The 16,900-nt window shown below is 69.0% G+C and carries 16 protein-coding genes; 4 read left to right on the top strand and 12 right to left on the bottom strand.

All coding sequences use genetic code 11. The features are described 5' to 3' along the window. Positions 1–63: 63 nt before the first annotated feature. Together ABN034_RS28155 and ABN034_RS28150 are read left to right on the top strand one after the other, a co-directional pair. Positions 64–318 carry a hypothetical protein gene (locus ABN034_RS28155; RefSeq protein ID WP_349694002.1) on the top strand — a complete coding sequence of 85 codons (255 nt, stop codon included), beginning with the start codon at positions 64–66 and terminating at the stop codon, positions 316–318. Between the two features lie 8 nt (positions 319–326). Next, positions 327–1,007 carry a uridine kinase family protein gene (locus ABN034_RS28150; protein ID WP_349694001.1) on the top strand — a complete coding sequence of 227 codons (681 nt, stop codon included), beginning with the start codon at positions 327–329 and terminating at the stop codon, positions 1,005–1,007. Between the two features lie 42 nt (positions 1,008–1,049). On the opposite strand, the gene ABN034_RS28145 is transcribed toward ABN034_RS28150, so the two are convergent. The 9 genes from ABN034_RS28145 to ABN034_RS28105 form a co-directional block, all read right to left on the bottom strand. Beyond that, positions 1,050–2,060, bottom strand: a complete 1,011-nt coding sequence (locus ABN034_RS28145) for a fumarylacetoacetate hydrolase family protein (RefSeq protein ID WP_349694000.1) — start codon at positions 2,058–2,060, stop codon at positions 1,050–1,052. Next, positions 2,057–2,353 carry a putative quinol monooxygenase gene (locus ABN034_RS28140; RefSeq protein ID WP_349693999.1) on the bottom strand — a complete coding sequence of 99 codons (297 nt, stop codon included), beginning with the start codon at positions 2,351–2,353 and terminating at the stop codon, positions 2,057–2,059. Before ABN034_RS28140 ends, ABN034_RS28145 begins: the two co-directional genes overlap by 4 nt. Positions 2,354–2,355: 2 nt before the next feature. Further along, positions 2,356–3,237 carry an amidohydrolase family protein gene (locus ABN034_RS28135; protein ID WP_349693998.1) on the bottom strand — a complete coding sequence of 294 codons (882 nt, stop codon included), beginning with the start codon at positions 3,235–3,237 and terminating at the stop codon, positions 2,356–2,358. Continuing rightward, complete coding sequence (locus tag ABN034_RS28130; protein ID WP_349693997.1) at positions 3,234–4,397, bottom strand: NAD(P)-dependent oxidoreductase; 1,164 nt, start codon at positions 4,395–4,397, stop codon at positions 3,234–3,236. The genes ABN034_RS28135 and ABN034_RS28130 overlap by 4 nt, the downstream gene beginning before the upstream one ends. Beyond that, positions 4,394–5,518, bottom strand: a complete 1,125-nt coding sequence (locus ABN034_RS28125; RefSeq protein ID WP_349693996.1) for a mandelate racemase/muconate lactonizing enzyme family protein — start codon at positions 5,516–5,518, stop codon at positions 4,394–4,396. The genes ABN034_RS28130 and ABN034_RS28125 overlap by 4 nt, the downstream gene beginning before the upstream one ends. A 55-nt stretch (positions 5,519–5,573) precedes the next feature. Beyond that, positions 5,574–6,059 (bottom strand): VOC family protein, encoded by a 486-nt coding sequence (locus tag ABN034_RS28120; protein ID WP_349693995.1) that lies wholly within the window; start codon positions 6,057–6,059, stop codon positions 5,574–5,576. Further along, positions 6,056–7,324, bottom strand: coding sequence for a Gfo/Idh/MocA family protein (locus ABN034_RS28115; RefSeq protein ID WP_349694016.1), 1,269 nt, complete (start codon positions 7,322–7,324; stop codon positions 6,056–6,058). The genes ABN034_RS28120 and ABN034_RS28115 overlap by 4 nt, the downstream gene beginning before the upstream one ends. A gap of 13 nt (positions 7,325–7,337) precedes the next feature. Then, a complete protein-coding gene (locus ABN034_RS28110) occupies positions 7,338–8,126 on the bottom strand; it encodes a hypothetical protein (protein WP_349693994.1) in 789 nt (262 codons plus the stop codon). A gap of 1,564 nt (positions 8,127–9,690) precedes the next feature. Further along, entirely contained in the window at positions 9,691–10,530 is an 840-nt protein-coding gene (locus ABN034_RS28105) for a helix-turn-helix transcriptional regulator (protein ID WP_349693993.1), read from the bottom strand. A gap of 216 nt (positions 10,531–10,746) precedes the next feature. Between ABN034_RS28105 and ABN034_RS28100 the strand changes: the two genes are divergently transcribed. After that, complete coding sequence (locus ABN034_RS28100; protein WP_349693992.1) at positions 10,747–13,044, top strand: glucosidase family protein; 2,298 nt, start codon at positions 10,747–10,749, stop codon at positions 13,042–13,044. Positions 13,045–13,053: 9 nt separating this feature from the next. Here the strand turns inward: ABN034_RS28100 and rhmD are convergent, their stop codons facing one another. Genes rhmD through ABN034_RS28085 form a run of 3 tightly spaced genes read right to left on the bottom strand, consistent with a single transcriptional unit; the run spans position 13,054 to position 15,594 of the window. Then, the gene (gene rhmD, locus ABN034_RS28095) at positions 13,054–14,328 is read right to left on the bottom strand and encodes an L-rhamnonate dehydratase (RefSeq protein WP_349693991.1); all 1,275 of its coding nucleotides are present in this window, start codon (positions 14,326–14,328) and stop codon (positions 13,054–13,056) included. 59 nt (positions 14,329–14,387) lie between these two features. Beyond that, positions 14,388–15,110 carry a class I SAM-dependent methyltransferase gene (locus tag ABN034_RS28090; protein ID WP_349693990.1) on the bottom strand — a complete coding sequence of 241 codons (723 nt, stop codon included), beginning with the start codon at positions 15,108–15,110 and terminating at the stop codon, positions 14,388–14,390. Between the two features lie 49 nt (positions 15,111–15,159). Then, positions 15,160–15,594, bottom strand: a complete 435-nt coding sequence (locus ABN034_RS28085; RefSeq protein ID WP_349693989.1) for a MarR family winged helix-turn-helix transcriptional regulator — start codon at positions 15,592–15,594, stop codon at positions 15,160–15,162. A gap of 83 nt (positions 15,595–15,677) precedes the next feature. Here ABN034_RS28085 and ABN034_RS28080 point away from each other — a divergent pair, with 83 nt between their 5' ends. Next, entirely contained in the window at positions 15,678–16,868 is a 1,191-nt protein-coding gene (locus ABN034_RS28080; RefSeq protein ID WP_349693988.1) for an MFS transporter, read from the top strand. Positions 16,869–16,900 lie beyond the last annotated feature (32 nt).

The following is a 16,900-nucleotide window of genomic DNA, read 5'->3' as shown; positions in this document are numbered from 1 at the left end:
ACACCCGCCCACGTCTGACCGTAGTCACGCGGAAACGGCTACGGCCACTACTTCCCGTGGAGCGTGCCGGCCCTGCTCGCCGGCGTTGCCGGGCCCGACCACACCATGCCGGGGACGCTCGGCTACAGCCTCGTGATGCTCGTCGGAGCAGGCTCCATCGTTGCCACGGCGATGTGGTGGAAACACGCCGACTACGACCGACAGCTACGTGTGCGTGCGTACGGACCTGCCAATCCCACGACGGCGGGCAAACCCACCGCAGTCATTGCGGCGTCGACCGAGCCGATCGCGCACCCGTTGGTTGCACATTGCCGATAATGGCGTACGTGGCCCTGAACGTGTATCCAGAGGAGCCGGCGGCCAGTGGGTGGCTGGTAGCACCTCTGGGCGAGGCTGCTGAGATGCTCCTCGATGGTGCGACAGTCGGGCGTCCCGCTATCGTCGCGGTTGACGGTCGATCCGGTGCAGGTAAGACCACGGTCGCCGAACGCCTTCGTGGAGTGCTGCCAGCGGCAGGTGTGGTTCACATCGACGATGTCGCTTGGTACCACTCTGACTCGTTCTTCGGCTGGGTTGATCTCCTCGTGACCGGGATCGTCGAGCCGGTGCTCCGGGGAGCACGTGTCCGGCTTCGACCACCGGCGTGGTCGCTACGTGGTCGCGAGGGCGCCATCGAGGTCTCTGCGCACCGGCGAGTACTCCTGATCGAGGGCGTCGGTGCTGGCCGGGAAGAGCTCGCCCATCTCGTCGATGCGACCATCTGGGTGCAGTCCGACTCCGACAAGGCAAGGCAGCGAGGCATCGCGCGGGACGGTGGAGACCAGGCGGCGGAAAACTTCTGGGACCGCTACGCCGCGGCGGAGCGGCCCTTCCTAGCCCACCACAGGCCGTGGGAACACGCGACCATTGTGATCGCCGGGACACCGCATCTCCACCACGACCCCCAGACCGAGATCCTCGTCGCGCCCGGACCAATCCGACCCGACATCGACGTACCGCACACCTGAATACTCGACCCGGCCGTTCGACCACGGTCAAGCGTGGGTTGCTCATCGCTCTGACGCCACGATCCGGTTGCGAAGAACGCCGATCCGGTCGACCTCGAGCTCCACGACGTCGCCGGGTGCGAGGCTCCGGTCCTGCTCGGCACCACTGCCGCCGCCCACGGTGCCGGAACCGAAGACCTCACCCGCCCGGATCCGCTCGCCGCGTGACGCATGCGCGATCATCTGCTCGAACCGCCAGTGCATGCCTGCGGTGCTGGTCCGCGTCCAGACCTCGCCGTTGACCCGCGACGTCAGTGTGAGGGAGTACGGATCGGGGATCTCGTCGGCGGTCACGAGGCAGGGACCGAGGACGTGGCCGCGTAGGAAGTCCTTGCCCTTGGCCGGACCGAGACCGACCGCCATCTCCTGTGCCTGGATGGTACGGGCCGAGAAGTCGTCGTAGATCGTCCAGCCGAAGACGTGGTCGAGTGCCTCCTCCGCGGCGATGTCGACACCGCCCGGGCCGATGACCGCGGCGATCTCGAACTCCAGGTCGAGCGCGTCGGCGTACGACGGGACCGGGATGTCGTCACCGTGCGCTCCGACCGCGGACGGATTCCCCTTGTAGTACACGGGAATCTCGTACCACTGCGGCGGGATCTCGCGGCCGAGCCGGGGATAGATGTTGCGCAGGTGCTCCTCGAAGCCCATGAAGTCGCGCAGCAACGGTGGCTCGGGCACAGCCGGCAGCCGGGCGATGTCGGCAACGTCGTAGCGCACCTGGGCGCCGTTCGGGTCGGTCGCCCAACCGGTGGTGACGGCCGCGGCGAGCGCCTCGCGGGCGGTGCCCAGTGTGCGCTCGCCACCTTCGATGTAGGCCGTAACACAGGGCGGGACCAGCGCCCGGGCGATCCGATCGGCCGCTTCGCGGGTGGCAGATCGGGAAGCGAGCAGGCAACGGGTCGCCGCGGTGAGGTCGACCAGCGTCCCGCCGTCGGCGTCACCCTCGACCAACGCTCCGAGGTGCTGCGTACATCCGGCCCGGCCAGCGACCGCGAACGGGACGAGTCTCATGCGACGACCTGGGTGTAGACCTCGCGTTCCCGCTTGTCCAGCAGCGGGACGATCTCGCCCTCGACGATCTCCGCGAAGTGCGGTGTCTCGCGGTGGGCGACGAGCGCGGCCTCGTCGGCGTACACCTCGTAGAGGCAGAAGAGGTTCTCGACCTCGATGGACCGGTTCGCCTGGTAGAGCAGGCATCCCGGCTCGTCGGCCTTGACCCGTGCGGCCATCCGGGTCAGGGCCTCCTGGACGGTGGCTTCGTGACCCGAGCGGACCTGGTATCTCGCGATGAGCGTGACGGGCATGGCTAGGTTCCTTCCGTTGCGGTGGCGGGGCGGCGGGTGTCGAGCAGGGTGGCCAGGGTGGTGCCGAGAACCAGGTGGAGGTCGGCCGGCTCGAGGAAGTCACAGTGGGAGCGGAGGACCTCCAACGACTGCTTGTACGTAAGGAAAGGGCGGGCGGCGGGGAAGTCGGAGCCCCAACACATCCGATGCGGTCCGTAGGCGGCGAAGAGGTGCCGGAACGTCTCGCGCGCGTCGGCGTAGGGGAAGTCCCAGCCGCGCGGGGCGGACGCGTAGTGGAATCCGGAGACCTTGACGCCGATGTTGGGCAGTTCGGCTGAGGCGACCACCTGCGCCATGTCCTCGTCGTACGACGGACGTGCAGGTGACAGGCCGCCCAGGTGGTGGACGAGGATCGGCAGCGTGGGGTACGCACGCGCCACCTCGCGGAGATCGGCCTGCCACGCGGGTGACATCGCCAGACTCGCGATCAGGTCGAGCTCGGCCGCCGTGGCGAAGAACTCCATGCCGTCGGCGGTGAGGAACCAGCCGTCGTTGGCGGAGTGGACGTAGTGAGTGAATCCGGTGACGCCGAACCGCTCGACGGTCTCCCGCAGTCGGCGGGCCGCCCCGGGCGTGTGGTGCTCGGGCCGCCACGAACAGTCGACGTCGGCGAGGACGACGAGCCGGTCCGGGTGGCGGGCCGCGGCCCTGGCGGCGTAGTCGTTGTTGTCGTCGTTGGCGCAGTCGTCTCTGCCGATCCGGGCGCAGACGAGCGCGGCCTTCTCGACGCCGTTCACATCCATCTCGTAGAGCAGTTGCTCGACGCTGCCGTGGGAATCCGGATCCGGCACCGGTGGTTCGTACGGCCAACGCCGCCAGGCATGGCAGTGGCTGTCCAGGATCACGGTTCACCTCCGGATGGGTTGGCGGTGCCGGATGGGTTGGCGGTGCCGGATGGGTTGGCGGTGCCGGACGGGTTGGCGGTGCCGGACGGGTCGGCGCCGTTGCGGACGGACACGATGCGCGATGTCAGCATGGCGCGTGGTTCTGCACCGGCGAAGACGCGTTCGAGCTCGTGAACCATCAGCTGGAAGAACCGGGTCCGTGACTCCACCGTCGTACCGGCGATGTGCGGGGAGAGAAAGACGTTGGGTAGGCCGCGGACGGCGGCGTCGACCGGAATGGGCTCGGGATCATGGACGTCGAGGCAGGCGACGATATCGTCACGCCTCAGCCGGGCGACCAAGGCGGCGGTGTCGACGATCGCACCCCGCGACACGTTGACGAAGACGCACCCGGGCCGCAACAGGTCCAGCTCTCGTGCACCCAGCATGCCGCGGGTCTTGGGCGTCAACGGAGCAAGGCAGATGACGACCTCGCCGGCGGAGAGTACGACATCCAATGGTGCGTAGGTCATCCCGAGCGCGTCGGCCAACTCGCGCGGGGCGTACGGATCGTGGGCCACCAGGTCGACGTCGAAGGGCGCGAGCAGCTCTACCAGCCTCCAGGCGATGTGCCCGAAGCCGATCAGCCCGACGGTTCGCCCCGTGAGCTCCCGGGGTCGGGCGACGTCGCCCTTGCGGTGTGGGGCATCCGTCATCAGCGCGCGGAACCGGCGGGCGGCGTCACGCAGACCGATGATCGCCAGGGCGAGGGCCCACTCGGCCACCGGATAGGACGACCCGTGGGTGGTGTCGATGACCGCGACGTCGCGTGCGGTCGCCGCTGCGACGTCGATCCGGGCGCCGAACCGGTCTCCCTCGAGGTCGCCGACGGCGCGCAGGCGCGGAGCGGCCGACAGTACTGCGCCGCTGACGAGGGGCGCGCCGTGGCAGACGACCAACGCGTCCAGGTCGGCGGCAAACTCTGCCAGCGCCTGCTCCGCCTCGGGGTCGTTGGGCGGTGGATCGGTCGTGGACCATTGACCGGTGACGTCAGCGAACCGGACCTCCGCAAATGCTTCCAGCCGCGCGAGGTCCGCTGGCGCGAGGTAGCCCTCGCGGACCCGCGGATCGCAGGCGATGCCGACTCTCGGCCGGCGTTCTTGCTCCGGATCGCGCCTCATCGGATGGCCACCGAGCCGTCCTCGCGGAGCGGTGCGCCGACTCCGATCGCACGGACGGGCGTCCGCGCCAAGCCCTCCTCGTCCAGCTCGACCCCGAGACCCGGCGCGTCCGGTGGGTACAGCCAGCCGTCGACCAGCGGGACCACCGCCTTCACCAGGTCGGACGCCGGCCCGCCGTCCTGCTCGACGTGCTCCTGCGCCTCCCAGTTGGGAACCGCGATGCCGAGATGCACATGCGCCGCCGTCGCCACCGGCCCCGATGGGACGGCGTGCGGCAGGATGCCCTGGTGGTGGGCCTCGGCGAGGGCGCAGATCTTGCGTACGTGCGTGATCCCGCCGGCCACCCCCACGTCGGGGCGCAGGTAGGAGACCCCTGGCTGGCAGGCGTACTCCCGGAACTCCCAGATCGTGGTGTTGCGTTCTCCCGCCGCCAGCGGGACCCGCACCCGCGCGCCGACCTCGCCGAACGCCAGGACCGAGTCCGGCGGGATCGGGTCCTCCACGAAGTACGGCCGCAGGGGCGCAATCTCCTCACACAGTTGCACAGCGTCGCCGGGCGCCATGTTCCGGTGGAGCTCGATGCCGACGTCGAGGTCCCAGCCGACCGTGTCGCGGATGGCAGTGAAGCGTTCGACCAGGTCGGCAAGGCGGGCGGCGTGCCGCATGGTGTGGTGTTCGTGGCCGTACAGGATGACCTTCGCCGCCGTGTAGCCCGCCGCCATCGCCCCGGCCGCGGCGTCGGCCACAGCGGCCGCCGAATCGCCCCTGATCACCTTCATCGCCCGGACCGCGCGCCGGGACCGCCCGCCGAGCAGCTGCCACACCGGTACCTCGAAGGGCCGGCCGCGGATGTCCCACAGGGCCTGGTCGATCGCGCTGATCGCGCCGACGACGACCATGCCGCGGAAACAGAGTGTGCGGTAGAGGTGCAGCCAGTGCGCCTCGGCGTCGAAGGGATCCGCGCCGACGAGATAACTCCGGAACGACCGGACCACCTCCTCGACGGCGACCGGCCACCCGAAGCAGGTCGACTCGCCGATCCCCTGGACGCCGGTGTCCGTGGTCAGCCGCACGTAGAGAGCACCGCCGGCCGTGAACGTCTCCACCTCGTCGATGCGCATCGATCCCCTCTCCTGCCGGCCCCTGGGCGCTTCTCCCGCGGAGCACCGGTGCTGTTCAGTGCTCCGGATAGCTGAAGTCGGGCTCGATCCGTACTTTCGGCGCGGAGATCAGCTCGACGACGGGACCGCTGCCACCGGGTGGTGCGAAGTACGCGAAGGCGCCGTCGCCCTCCGCGCCGAATCCCCGGGCGCTCTGGAGTGGCGTGAAGCCCTTTTCGAGGTACGCCACGACCTCGGCCGGGTGGTCCTCGACATAGCGGCCGAGGTGCTGCAGACCCTCACCGTGGCGTTCCAGGTGGTCGGCGAAGATGCTCGGGCCCGACAGCGGCTGGACGAGCTCGAACTGCATCTCGCCCGACCAGGCGAGTGCGTGCCGCAGCGAGAAGTCCACCCGCTCGCCGCGGTAAACGCAGTCGCGGAGCCGCGGCGGGGCCAGGGTGTACGCCGTCCAGGGACCGACACCGAGCGTCTGCCACCAGTGGCGCACGGCCGCCTCGAGGTCGTGCACGACAACGGCGACCTGGCGGAAGGGTGCGTTCATGCGAGCCTCGCCCCTGTCCCCTCGCTCGCGCCCGGGCCGGCCAGCCCGAGGACCTCGTCGATGTCGTCCTGGTAGCTACGTACGGCACCGGTCAGCACGTCATCAAGGCTCACCGGCCCGCCGAGAGCGGCCGACTCCAGCACCGCGAGCACCGCCGCCACCGCCCGGGTGCCGGCGAGGCCGTCGACCTCCGGCGGATGCCCGTCGAGGACGGCGCTCACGAAGTCCGCGATCTCCACCCCGAGATAGCCCGCGTCGACCTCGGCGAACGGGGCGCCGCCACCGGTGCCGTCCGGGCCGAGCAGGGCAACGGTGGTGCCGTCCAGGACGAACGCCTCCCCCAACTCGGCGGCCAGTTCGCGGCCGCGGACGACACCGTCCGCGCGGCGTAGCTCGACCTCGCCGTCCGTACGGTCCGGCGGGATCGCCATCGAGCCGGCCGAGCCGTGGATCGTGCGTTGGACGTAACGGTGTCCGGGACCGGCCGGCAGGTAGGCCAGCTGCACCTCGACGCCTGAGGCGGTACGGAACTGGCCGAGCAGCGAGTCCTCCCCCGTCGCCTCGACCGGCTCGCCGTCCGCCGTCCGGCGTACCGGCTCGGCGATGAGGCCCCGGCCGTACGCGCTCGCGATCGGGCCGAGATAGAACTCCACCAGATCGGTCAGGTGGACGCCCATGTCGAGCGCGATGGTGCCGCGTTCCTTGCGGTGCCGCCACGGCGTGATGACCACCCGATCGGTGCCACCGACGAGTTGCTGCACCATGAGGTACGGACGGCCGAGCAAGCCCGCCTTGACAACCGCGCGGGCCATCCGGTTGGGGCCACCGCGGCGGTAGTTCTCGGCAGTCGCGAGCACCGCACCACTGGAACGCGCCGCGTCGAGCATCGCCTGGCAGGCCCGGATGGTCAGGCCGAGCGGCTTCTCGCAGAGGATGTGTCGACCGGACTCCAACGCCGGCACGGCGATGGCGTGATGGGTCGACGGATCCGTCACCACGTCGAGGGCGGCGATGTCCTCATCGTCCAACACAGCCGCGAGTTCGGTGTGAACCCGCGGCCGGTTGCCCAGCAGCCGTTCCGCGTCGTCGGCCACCGCCTCCGCGGCCTCCCGGCGGACGTCGAACACGGCAACGAGATCCGTCCGCCAGAGCCCAGCGCGGGTCAGTGCGGCGTACCCGGACAGGTGCCGGCGTCCCATGCCACCACAGCCGACGAGACACAACGGCATGCGGCTCGCCTGGCGGCCGCCGTTCACGGAGTGCATCACGTGCAGCACCTCACTCGGTGTACCGATAGCGGAACCGTCCACTCGGCGCGGCATCACCGTTCTCGATCACATCGAGGATGTTGCCCTCGTCCTGCATGTGGTCGATCCACTTGAAGTCGATCCGTAACGGTGCTGCCCCGTCAAGGCCGAGGACACTGCGTGGGATCGCGAGCTCCAGCTCCCGGCCCTTGACGGCGTAGCTGATCTCGGCGACCTCGCGCCACGACCAACCGCCCTCGCTCGCCTCGAGAGAGGTGCGGCGCGGGTTCTTGACGCGCCGGTTGACCACGAAGTCGAAACCCTCCCATCCGGTGCCTGGATCACCAGTGAGGTCGAGGAAGAGCAGCATCCAGTTGCGGCCGTCGAAGGGGGTGATCCACTCACGGGTCCGCGCATAGAAGTAGACGTTGCGGTCGTCACGTGCGACCTTGGCGAGCACGATGTCGTTACGCCCTGACGTGTTGACGTAGCGGCCGACAGTGCCCCAGCCCGGATGGTCGCGGTGCGCCGTGTCGCCACGGTGGTCACGAAACTCCGGGCCGATCGCCCGCCAGTCGTCGAAATAGCCGTCGATCTGGATCGACCGTGGGGAGGACGCGCGTGGCAGCGGCCGCACGCCCTTGTAGCGACGGACGTTCGCGACGAGCTGGTAGTAGTACGCGTCCTGATAGTGGTTTCCTTCGGGAAACCCGCCCGCCGGCCCGCCGCGTAACGGCTCGATGTCGCGGCTGTGTTCCCAGTCGAACTGGTCCACGAAGACGACCGGGGCATCGACACCGGCGAAGCTGTCGAACCGCATGGCGACCCATTCGTTCCAGCCCGTGACGAAGACGAACTCCGGGTCGACCTCGAGCGCGCGGTCCCACTGCTCCTGGCCTTCAGCCCTTCCGGCGTACGGCTGTCGTCTGCCGGCAGTTGACCGTCGTGGTAGCTGCGACCCTGTGCGCGTGGCTCACTCATGGCACCGAGGCGACCGTCCACGGCGTTCTGTCCCACACCGACGGTCATCTGCTCGGCGTTACCTGCCGCGTCGCGGTAGACGTGTTGGGGCGCGACCTCCAGCCAACTCCATTGGTCGGGCTTGGTCGGCCCGACGAAGTAGGACGGCTGCGGCGCTCGGAACGTGAAGAAGGACTTGATCTCGGCGATCGGGCCGGTGGCGTACTCCACGTAGGTCGCGCGGTCGCCTGGCACCGGGGTGCCGTCCCGGTAGGCCTGACCGCCGCCATGCACGTCTGCCGGGTCGGTCCACCAGCCGATCGTCCCGCTCGGGTCGGACTGCTCGAGGTAGTACCTGCCGGCCGCGGCCGGGGTGTCCAGCTCCAGGGTGACGATGTCGTTGTCGACGACGCGTTCGAACCGACGCTGGACCAGAGGTTCGCCGTCGGGACCGTCACGGTGAAGCGAAACCGTCACTGCCGCATCGGTCGTGGCCCAGGTGGGGACTCGGCCACCGACCCGGCCGAATGCCTCCGTCGTGGTGAATGTCTGTCCCTGCGTCTGGCCAGTCTCCAGTCGCGAGGGGTCGGAACCATCGGTCCCGAGCGGTTCCATGCCGAACAGGTCCGGGTCGGCCAGGATCAACGGTTTGCCGTCCCAGCGGAACCACAGGTCCTCATGGATGCCCGGCTTGTACAGGTCCTCGTAGAGCTCCAGCACGACGTTCCTCGGTGTCCAGAACGGCGCGAGGAAGGCGACCTGTGGAGTCTTGCCGCCGTCACGCCGTACGGCGGCGAAGGCATCGAACAGCGTCTGGTAAGGGCCCGGGTAGGTGAAGTTGTTCGTCACGTCGAAGAAGATGGCGTCCACACCCGCGTCGGTGAGCATCTCGGCATGGCGCCGGAACACCCAGGAGTCGTCAGAGAGGTAGTAGCCGAAGTACGGCTCGCCCCAGTGGTGGAAGTGCTCCCTCGGTCCCCACGCAGGGTGGTCGCCGTCCTCGATCGCGCCCGGGTTGGCGGTGAGGATCTTGCTGATGTCGTGGGGACCGGTGGTCGAATGCTGGCCGAGCCACAGGAAGTAGAACATGCCGACGAAGCGGTCGGCCCGCGGTGGCCCCACGTCCTCATGGGTGGGCAGCGTCCGGCCGAGCCCGTCGGTGGCGACCCACGTGTCGCTCATCGTGTCCCAGGTTGCAGCTGCCGGGGCCCGATCAGCGGGGGACGCCGCCGATTGCGCCCTCTCGGCCGAAGCTCCGGACAGCGCGACGGCCATCCCGGTAGCCGTCACCTGCAACAGCTCCCGCCTGTTGATCTGCGGCGCGTTCGGTGTTGCCGGGTTCGGTGTTACCGGGTTCGACGTCTCTGCTTTCGAGTCGGTCATGCCCTCCCCTTCGTGCTTGCGTAGCTGTCTTCGCCGGGGCCTCACCTCTGGTGCGCTGCGGTGCTCGCGGCGGCAGGGCCGACTGCTGTTGCCGAGAAGATGAAGTTGATGTCGTGAACAGGGGCGCCGTCGATGTGGGCGGTCCCACCCACCGCGGCGATGCCACCCTGATGCCACCACCAGGTCGGCGTGCCAACAGGCTCGGAGAGTTCGAGGTAGTAGCTGCCGTGCTGGTACGACGGAATCGTCAGCCACTCGGTCGTGTTGTCGACCATCGGTTCGATCCGCTTCGCCGCCACCCGGGCGCGGTCACCACCGGGATCCTCACGGTAGAGCGTGACGGTGGCCCCCGACGTCGTACTGCTGTAGGTCGCCAGCATGAACCGCACCTGGGTGAGGCTGAGCCCGAAGGGCACGGTGAAGGTCTGGCCATAGCTGCCCCCGGTACGCAGCGGCGGCGGTGCGGAGGTGTGGACGGCCTGCTCGATCGCCGTGGGGGGCCACAGCGTGGCGGCCATCGCCCGCAGACCCACCGCCGCGAGCGGTATGTCCGCGTCATGGTCCGTACGCGACCGACGGTAACGACCGGGTGGTAGGCCATAGGTGCTGGAGAAGCGTTTGGAGAAGTGAAACGCGTCAGCGAAGCCGCACTCCTTCGCCACCACCGCAAGCGGCTGGTTGCCGCACAGCAGCATCGATGCCGCGCGGGCGAGGCGCAACCGCTCCAATGCAGCGACGGCGCCGATGTCGTAGTACTGACGGAACTGCCGCGCGAAATGGCCGGTCGACACCGACGCTGCCTCGGCAAGCTCGTCCAGGCGGATCGCCCGCAGCCGACCGCCCGCCCATTCATGGCGTACGAACGCAAGGGCGTCACTCACCGGTGTCGGCATGGCAGACGTCACAATTACGCATTCTCAACCGGGTGGCGCGGGCAGTGTCCAGCCCGCGTGTCCGCTGCTGGACTGCGGATTCGGACGCCTGGGCCGCCGATCACGAAGAGACATTTTTCTGCGCGAGAGCGACATTGTTGCCACGCGAGCCCGACAGCACTATGGGGCCGGCCATCGTCCGCGTACGCCTGACCGGAGGTGCACATGCGTGCCAGCTTCGCGGCCCTGCTCGTCGGCGGAAGTCTCGTACTGGTCGCCTCGGCCGCCGATCCGGTGCGGACCGAGCCGGCGGCACAACCGGGAACGGCCCCCGTCTCGTTGGCCGCGGGATCCGCGTCGTCGGCACCGCCCGACCGGTGCCAAGTGAGTCCTACGGTGTCGCCGTTCGGCACGTCTTCGCCTGCGGTCACGAGAAGAGCCAACCAGTTCTGGACGATCTACGGCCTCGGCGAAGGCGGACCCGAGGCGCCCGGCTCACCGCTCGGGGCCAACAGCGCATGGACCGAGTGGGACGCCAGGAAGTTCGCCTGGACCGACCAGCGGGGCCACCGCGACCGTGGCATGGAGCGGCTGCTCACGCTGCCGATCAACGGCTCGAACGGCGTCACCGGCAAGCAACCCGACGGTTTCCCGTGGTCGTGGGCCGACCTCGAGACCTGGCCGGACACGAACGACCGGCACGGGGGCGTCGGCTCGTACCACTTCGACCAGATCCCGCGGTTCATCAACGCGACGTACGACCACTACGTCTGGACCCGCGACGAGGAGTTCCTGGCCCGCGCGCTGCCGCGTGCCGAGCTCGTCATGGAGCGCTACGTCCTTCCGGTTCTGGGCGGCGACGACGGCATCTGGACGATCCCGCTCTCCACCAACGACGGCGTGGCGGACCGGTCGAGGCCGAGCACCTACTTCGACCAGCTGCGTTCCGGACATCAGGACGCCTGGGTCAACGCGGCGGCCTACACCGCCCTTCTCGACATGGCGCGACTGGAACGGCTTGCCGGCAAGCCCGACCAGGCCGCGCGCTACGGCGCACTAGCGGAGGCGTTCCCGGCGAAGTACGACAAGGCGTTCTGGAACAACGCCAGCGGAATGTATGCCGGCTGGCACGACGCCGAGGGCAACCTGCACGACAGCGGCTACCTGCACGTCAACCTCGAGGCCCTCGCTCGGGGCCTGGGCGATCCGGAGAAGGCCAGGAGTGTCTTCTCGGCCATGGCGGCACCCGCCGACCCGATCGCGTTCGGGCCGCACACGGGAAGCGCCGACGTCTACCAGAACGTCGTCGCACCACGGACGACCACGGGCAATCCTCCGGACTCCGACTGGGACGGGTGGTCCGATCCGGCCCAGGGCCGCAAGCCGTACGGCGACACCGTGCAGCATGGCGGGACCGTGCTGTGGTTGAGCTACTACGACGTGATGGCGCGGCTGCGTCACCAGGACGCCGACCATGCGTACGCCCGGTTCGTAGCGATGCTCGACCGGATGGCTGCCGACTCGCACTGCCTGACTTTCGACGCGCCGAACCGGCTTTACAACGACTTCGGGGAGAGCCTGGTGCAGGTCGGGTCCAATATCCCGTTCCCCGAGTCCGGCATCGCCGCCCTGCCCCTACTGGAGGGGTTCGCGGGTGTCGAGGCGACGCCTGCCGGGCTGCAGGCAACGCCGAACCTCCCGTCCGCACTGGTCGACGCCAGGGTGTCGCAGATCGACTACGCCGGCCAGTCGGTCAGTGTGGACGTCTCGCGGGCGCGGGTGGTCGTGCGGTCGGAGCCGGACGCCGGCCCGCAGGACCTCGCTCCCGGTGCCTCTGTGGCACGGGAGTTCGACGCCAGTACGCCGTTCAACCAGGCGCAGGTCCAGGTTTCGGCCACTCACGGAGGCCGGGTCACCGTCGCGTTGGAGCGCCGCGTCGACGACTCGTGGGTACACGTCGCGGCCCGCCGCCACGACGATCTCGCGAGCCGCGCGACCTGGCTCGACCTCGCGGTGCCGGCCCAGGACCCCGGGCGCTACCGCCTGCTCACCATCCGGCCGGGCACCGACGGCCCGCTGCCCCATCCCGAGGGAGAGGGTGGGGGCGGCATGACACTGGCAGCTTTCCGGGTACTCGACGCCGCCCAGGAGGACGTGACACCGCCGTCACTGGCCGCCGGCGGCGTCGTCACCAACGCACCGGTGGACAGGTTCACGGTCGATCTCGGGACCGCGACCGACGAACCGGTGGCCCTCACCCTGCAACGTCGTATCGGCATGCGCTGGGTCAGCGTTGCCGCGCAGGTGCTCGATCCGGCTGGCGGTCGACAGGTCGTCGTAGGAACGAGCGACCAGCCAGCGGGACACTACCGCTTCGTGGCGACGGACGACAGCGCGCAGGCAGGCGTCGTCCTGACCAGGCTCGAGCGCGCCCGCTACACCGTCGAGGCACCCGAGCTCGAGGTCCGTACGACCGCACCCGCGGGAGAGCCGGTTACGCTGGCCGCCCCGCCAGACAACTGAGAATGTCTGCTAGCGCACCGCACGTTCCAGGCGTACGCCCGGGTCCAGGGTCAGCCCGAAGCCAGGCTTGTCGCCGACTGTCAACAGACCCTTGTCAGGTACGTCCTCGCCGGTGAACAGCGGCGCGTGCTGCCGGGCGACCGACTCACCGTCGGCCGACAGCACCGGGAACTCCGCGAGGTCACCGCCCGGCTGGGTGACGACGAAGTGGTAGTTCGGCATGCCGCAGGTGTGCGGGATGACCTTGACGCCGAAGACACGTGCCACGTCGGCGATCCGTAGCACCTCGGTCATTCCGCCGCACCAGCCGAGGTCGGGCTGGATGACGTCGACCCCGGCCTCACACAGCAGCTTGAAGCCGGCCGCGGTGTACTCGTGTTCGCCGGTGTTCAGCGTCATCGTCGGCGGCATCCGATCACGGATCCTCCGCAGACCGGAGTAGTCGTCCGGCGGAAGCGGTTCCTCGATCCAGGTGAAGCCGAGCGGTTCGACGGCGTGTGCCAGGCGTACGGCATAGTCGACGTCGAGCGCCATCCAGCAGTCGTACATCAACGGGAAGTCGGCGGGCACGCTCTCGCGCGCCTCCCGGGCAAGCGCGATGTTGTTGCGGAACCCCGCCTCGCCCTCGCACGGGTGCCACACGAGCGGCAGCTTCGCGCCCGCGAATCCCCACGCGGCAGCGACTTCCGGCTTGGGACCCGTCGCATACACGGGTACGCCCTCACGGATCCGGCCGCCGATCAGCGCATGGACGGGCTCGCCCACGACCTTGCCGTGCAGGTCCCAGATCGCCAGGTCGACCGCCGAGATCGTGTGCAGCACAAGGCCTTTGCGCCCATAGCGCAGGGTGCTGGAGAACATCCGATCCCAGATCCTCGTATGCGCCGACGCCCGCTCCCCGACCACCAACCGGGCCAGGTGCTGGGTGATGATCGCGGCGGCGGCGAGCCCGTTCGTCGTCCAGACACCGACCTGGCCGGACTCCGCCTCGACCTCGACCACGACCGTCCCGCCGTCGTCCGCGCCGATTCCGGCGTCGCGGTTGTCGCGGAACTCCGCGTACTTCGTCATCGGGTTCGCGACCTTGCCACCGAGCCAGTGGTTCTGCCGCCTGGCGGAGGTCCGAGCGGACATCTCCCGCTGGCCCGATGACCCCCCGGTCTGCGCAGGTTCGTCCGTGGCGACGAAGGATGCGCGAACGTCGACGATGCGGTCCTCGGCCATCTCCTGCTCCCTTCCACCCTGACGCGGAGCCTTGATCAGGTCCGGGAATCGGTCAACCACCCTTCATATCCGTGAAGCGGCACACGTGCGTTGGCCCGGCGGACGTCACTCGCGGGGGGTCAGGTGCGGCGAAGGACGTACTTCGCGAAGATGCCGTCGTCGGAGTAGTCCGCGTTCTCGACGGCGAAGCCGGCTCGCCGCATCATCGGCTCGAGGAGCCAGCTGAAGGTCGAGTGCTCGTCGCGGACGTGTTCTTCGAGATCACGCCGGTTCCAGCCGTCCTCGACCGCCTCGGGAAGAGTGGAGCACCACGCTTCGATGCGTTCCTCGGTCTCGGTGGGTTCGAAGCTGTACACGATGTCCCACAACCGGAAGACGCCACCCGGTCGAAGGAACCGATGGATCCGCGCCAGGGCGACGGCCTTCCAGAAGTCTGGCAGGTGGTGCAGGGAGTACCGGGAGTAGACGAAGTCCGCCGGGCTTCCCTGATGGTCGTAGGTCAGAAACCCGGCGCGGACGGAGTCGATGTTGTCCAACCCCGTCTCGTCGATCTTGGCGCGCAGTATTCGTAGCATCACCGGTGAGACGTCCACCGCGACGATCCGCCGGCACTCGGGTGCCACGGCCAGGGTAAACTGTCCGGTTCCTGGCCCGATCTCGACGATCGTCGACTCGCGTGTCAGGCCGAGCTCGCGGCACAGGAGTACCTCCTCGGCTGCCCCCGAGTCCTCCTTCAGGTCGTAGCGGGCAACATGGTCGGCGTCGAGGTTCTCCCGACCCGCGGTCGCTATCTCGTCGAGCAACCAGCCAGGAACGCCGGCGGGATCACGGGCAGTCGCCATGGGCGGCATTGTGCCATCCGGGAGGGGAGACATCGCCCGGGCGACCTGGTCAACCTTGCGTGACGAGCACTTTCAACAGATCACGCAGGGACTCCTGCTGCGCCGCGGTGAGCGGGGCCAGTGGTGACTGGGTACGCAGGCGCTTGAGCACGACCGCGCGGGTGCGCCGGCCGGCCGCGGTGAGCACGATCTGCTTGGCCCGCCGGTCAGACGGGTGGGGTTGCCGCTTGATCAGACCCTGCTGTTCGAGCCGGTCGAGGATGAACGTCGCGTTCGACGCTTCGCAGTGCATTCTGGTGGCGAGCTCACGAGCGGTGATCGCCTCGGAGAGCTCCCGGAGCGCGACGACCTGCGCCGGGGTGAGGCCGAGCTCATCGGCGACGCCGCGAACGTGGACCTCGAGCCGCTGCACGAACTGGTGGACCAACCCGCACACGTCCCGATCGATCTGCACTTCTTCGGCCAGATCCCGCTGCCCTGCCATAGCCCCGAGTGTAGCGCTCGTACTTCGAACTGTGATAGTTCTAGCTCATATTATACAAGCTAGATGCATTGGAGCGCGTCGCCATGCCACTCCCCGTCCTCTCGCTCATGCTGGTGGTCTTCAGCCTGACGACCGGTGAGTTCGTGATCGCCGGCATCCTGCCGGACGTCGCCGCGGACCTCTCGGTGTCGATCCCCGCGGCCGGGCTGCTGGTGACGGCGTACGCCCTCGGCATGATCGTCGGAGGTCCAGTGGTCACGGTGGTGACGGCACGGCTTGCCCGCAGGACACTCCTCACCGGGCTCATCGCCGTCTCCCTGGTCGGGAACGTCGCGTCGGCGGTGGCACCGACCTACGCCCTGCTCCTCGGGGCCCGGTTCGTCGCCGGCCTGGTCGTGGCCACGTTCTTCGCCGTGGCGATCACCACAGCCGTCTCGATGGCGCCCGAGGGCAGGCAGGCCTCCACCGTGGCGAAGCTGGTCCTGGGCATGAACCTGGGCATCATCCTCGGCACCCCGATCGGCACGTTCATCGGCCAGAACCTCGGCTGGCGGACGACCTTCGTGGCGGTCGTCGCCTTCACGACCGCCGGGCTGCTGGCGGTCCTGCGGTTCGTTCCCGCCGGGCCCGCCCTTGCCACCGGTTCGGTCCTGGGCGAGCTGCGGGTGTTCGCGAGCAGCGACGTCCGGCTCGCCATCGCGCTCACCGCGGTGGGGAACGTCGGGATCGTCATGGTCTTCAGCTACATCACGCCCCTGCTCACCGACGTCAGCGGTTTCGCCGCCGGCGCGATCCCCGTGCTGCTGCTGGTCTACGGCACCGGCGCGGTGCTCGGGAACTTCCTCGGCGGTTGGCTGTCGGACAAGGCCCTGATGCCTTCACTGATCGGCATCCTCGGCGTCCTGGCCGGCACTCTGGTGGTGTTCTGGATGGTCAGCGGGATCCAACCGGCCGCGGCCGTGCTGACCTTCGCCCTCGGAGTTCTTGCGTTCGCGCTCATTCCGGGCATGCAGGCACGTGTCCTGACGACGGCGAGCGCGGCGCCGACACTCGCCGTCGCGGTCAACGCCTCCGACTTCCAACTCGCCGCCGCCTTCGCCGGCTGGCTCGGCGGCCAGGTGATCGGCAGCGGGCTGGGGCTGCGGTCGATCTACCCTGCCGCCGCCGCCCTCACAGTGGCCGGCCTCGCGATCGCCCTCTACTCCCTACGCCGGGACCGCCAACGCCTCGTCCGCCGCACAAGTCGTTGTCGTACGTACGCTCGCGACCGCTAGGGTCATTGCTCGTGGCGTGACCTCTCCCGCGC

It is taken from the genome of Actinopolymorpha sp. B11F2, assembly GCF_040195635.1.
Taxonomy (GTDB): Bacteria; Actinomycetota; Actinomycetes; order Propionibacteriales; family Actinopolymorphaceae; genus Thermasporomyces.
This window is presented reverse-complemented; position numbering and strand designations above follow the sequence as displayed.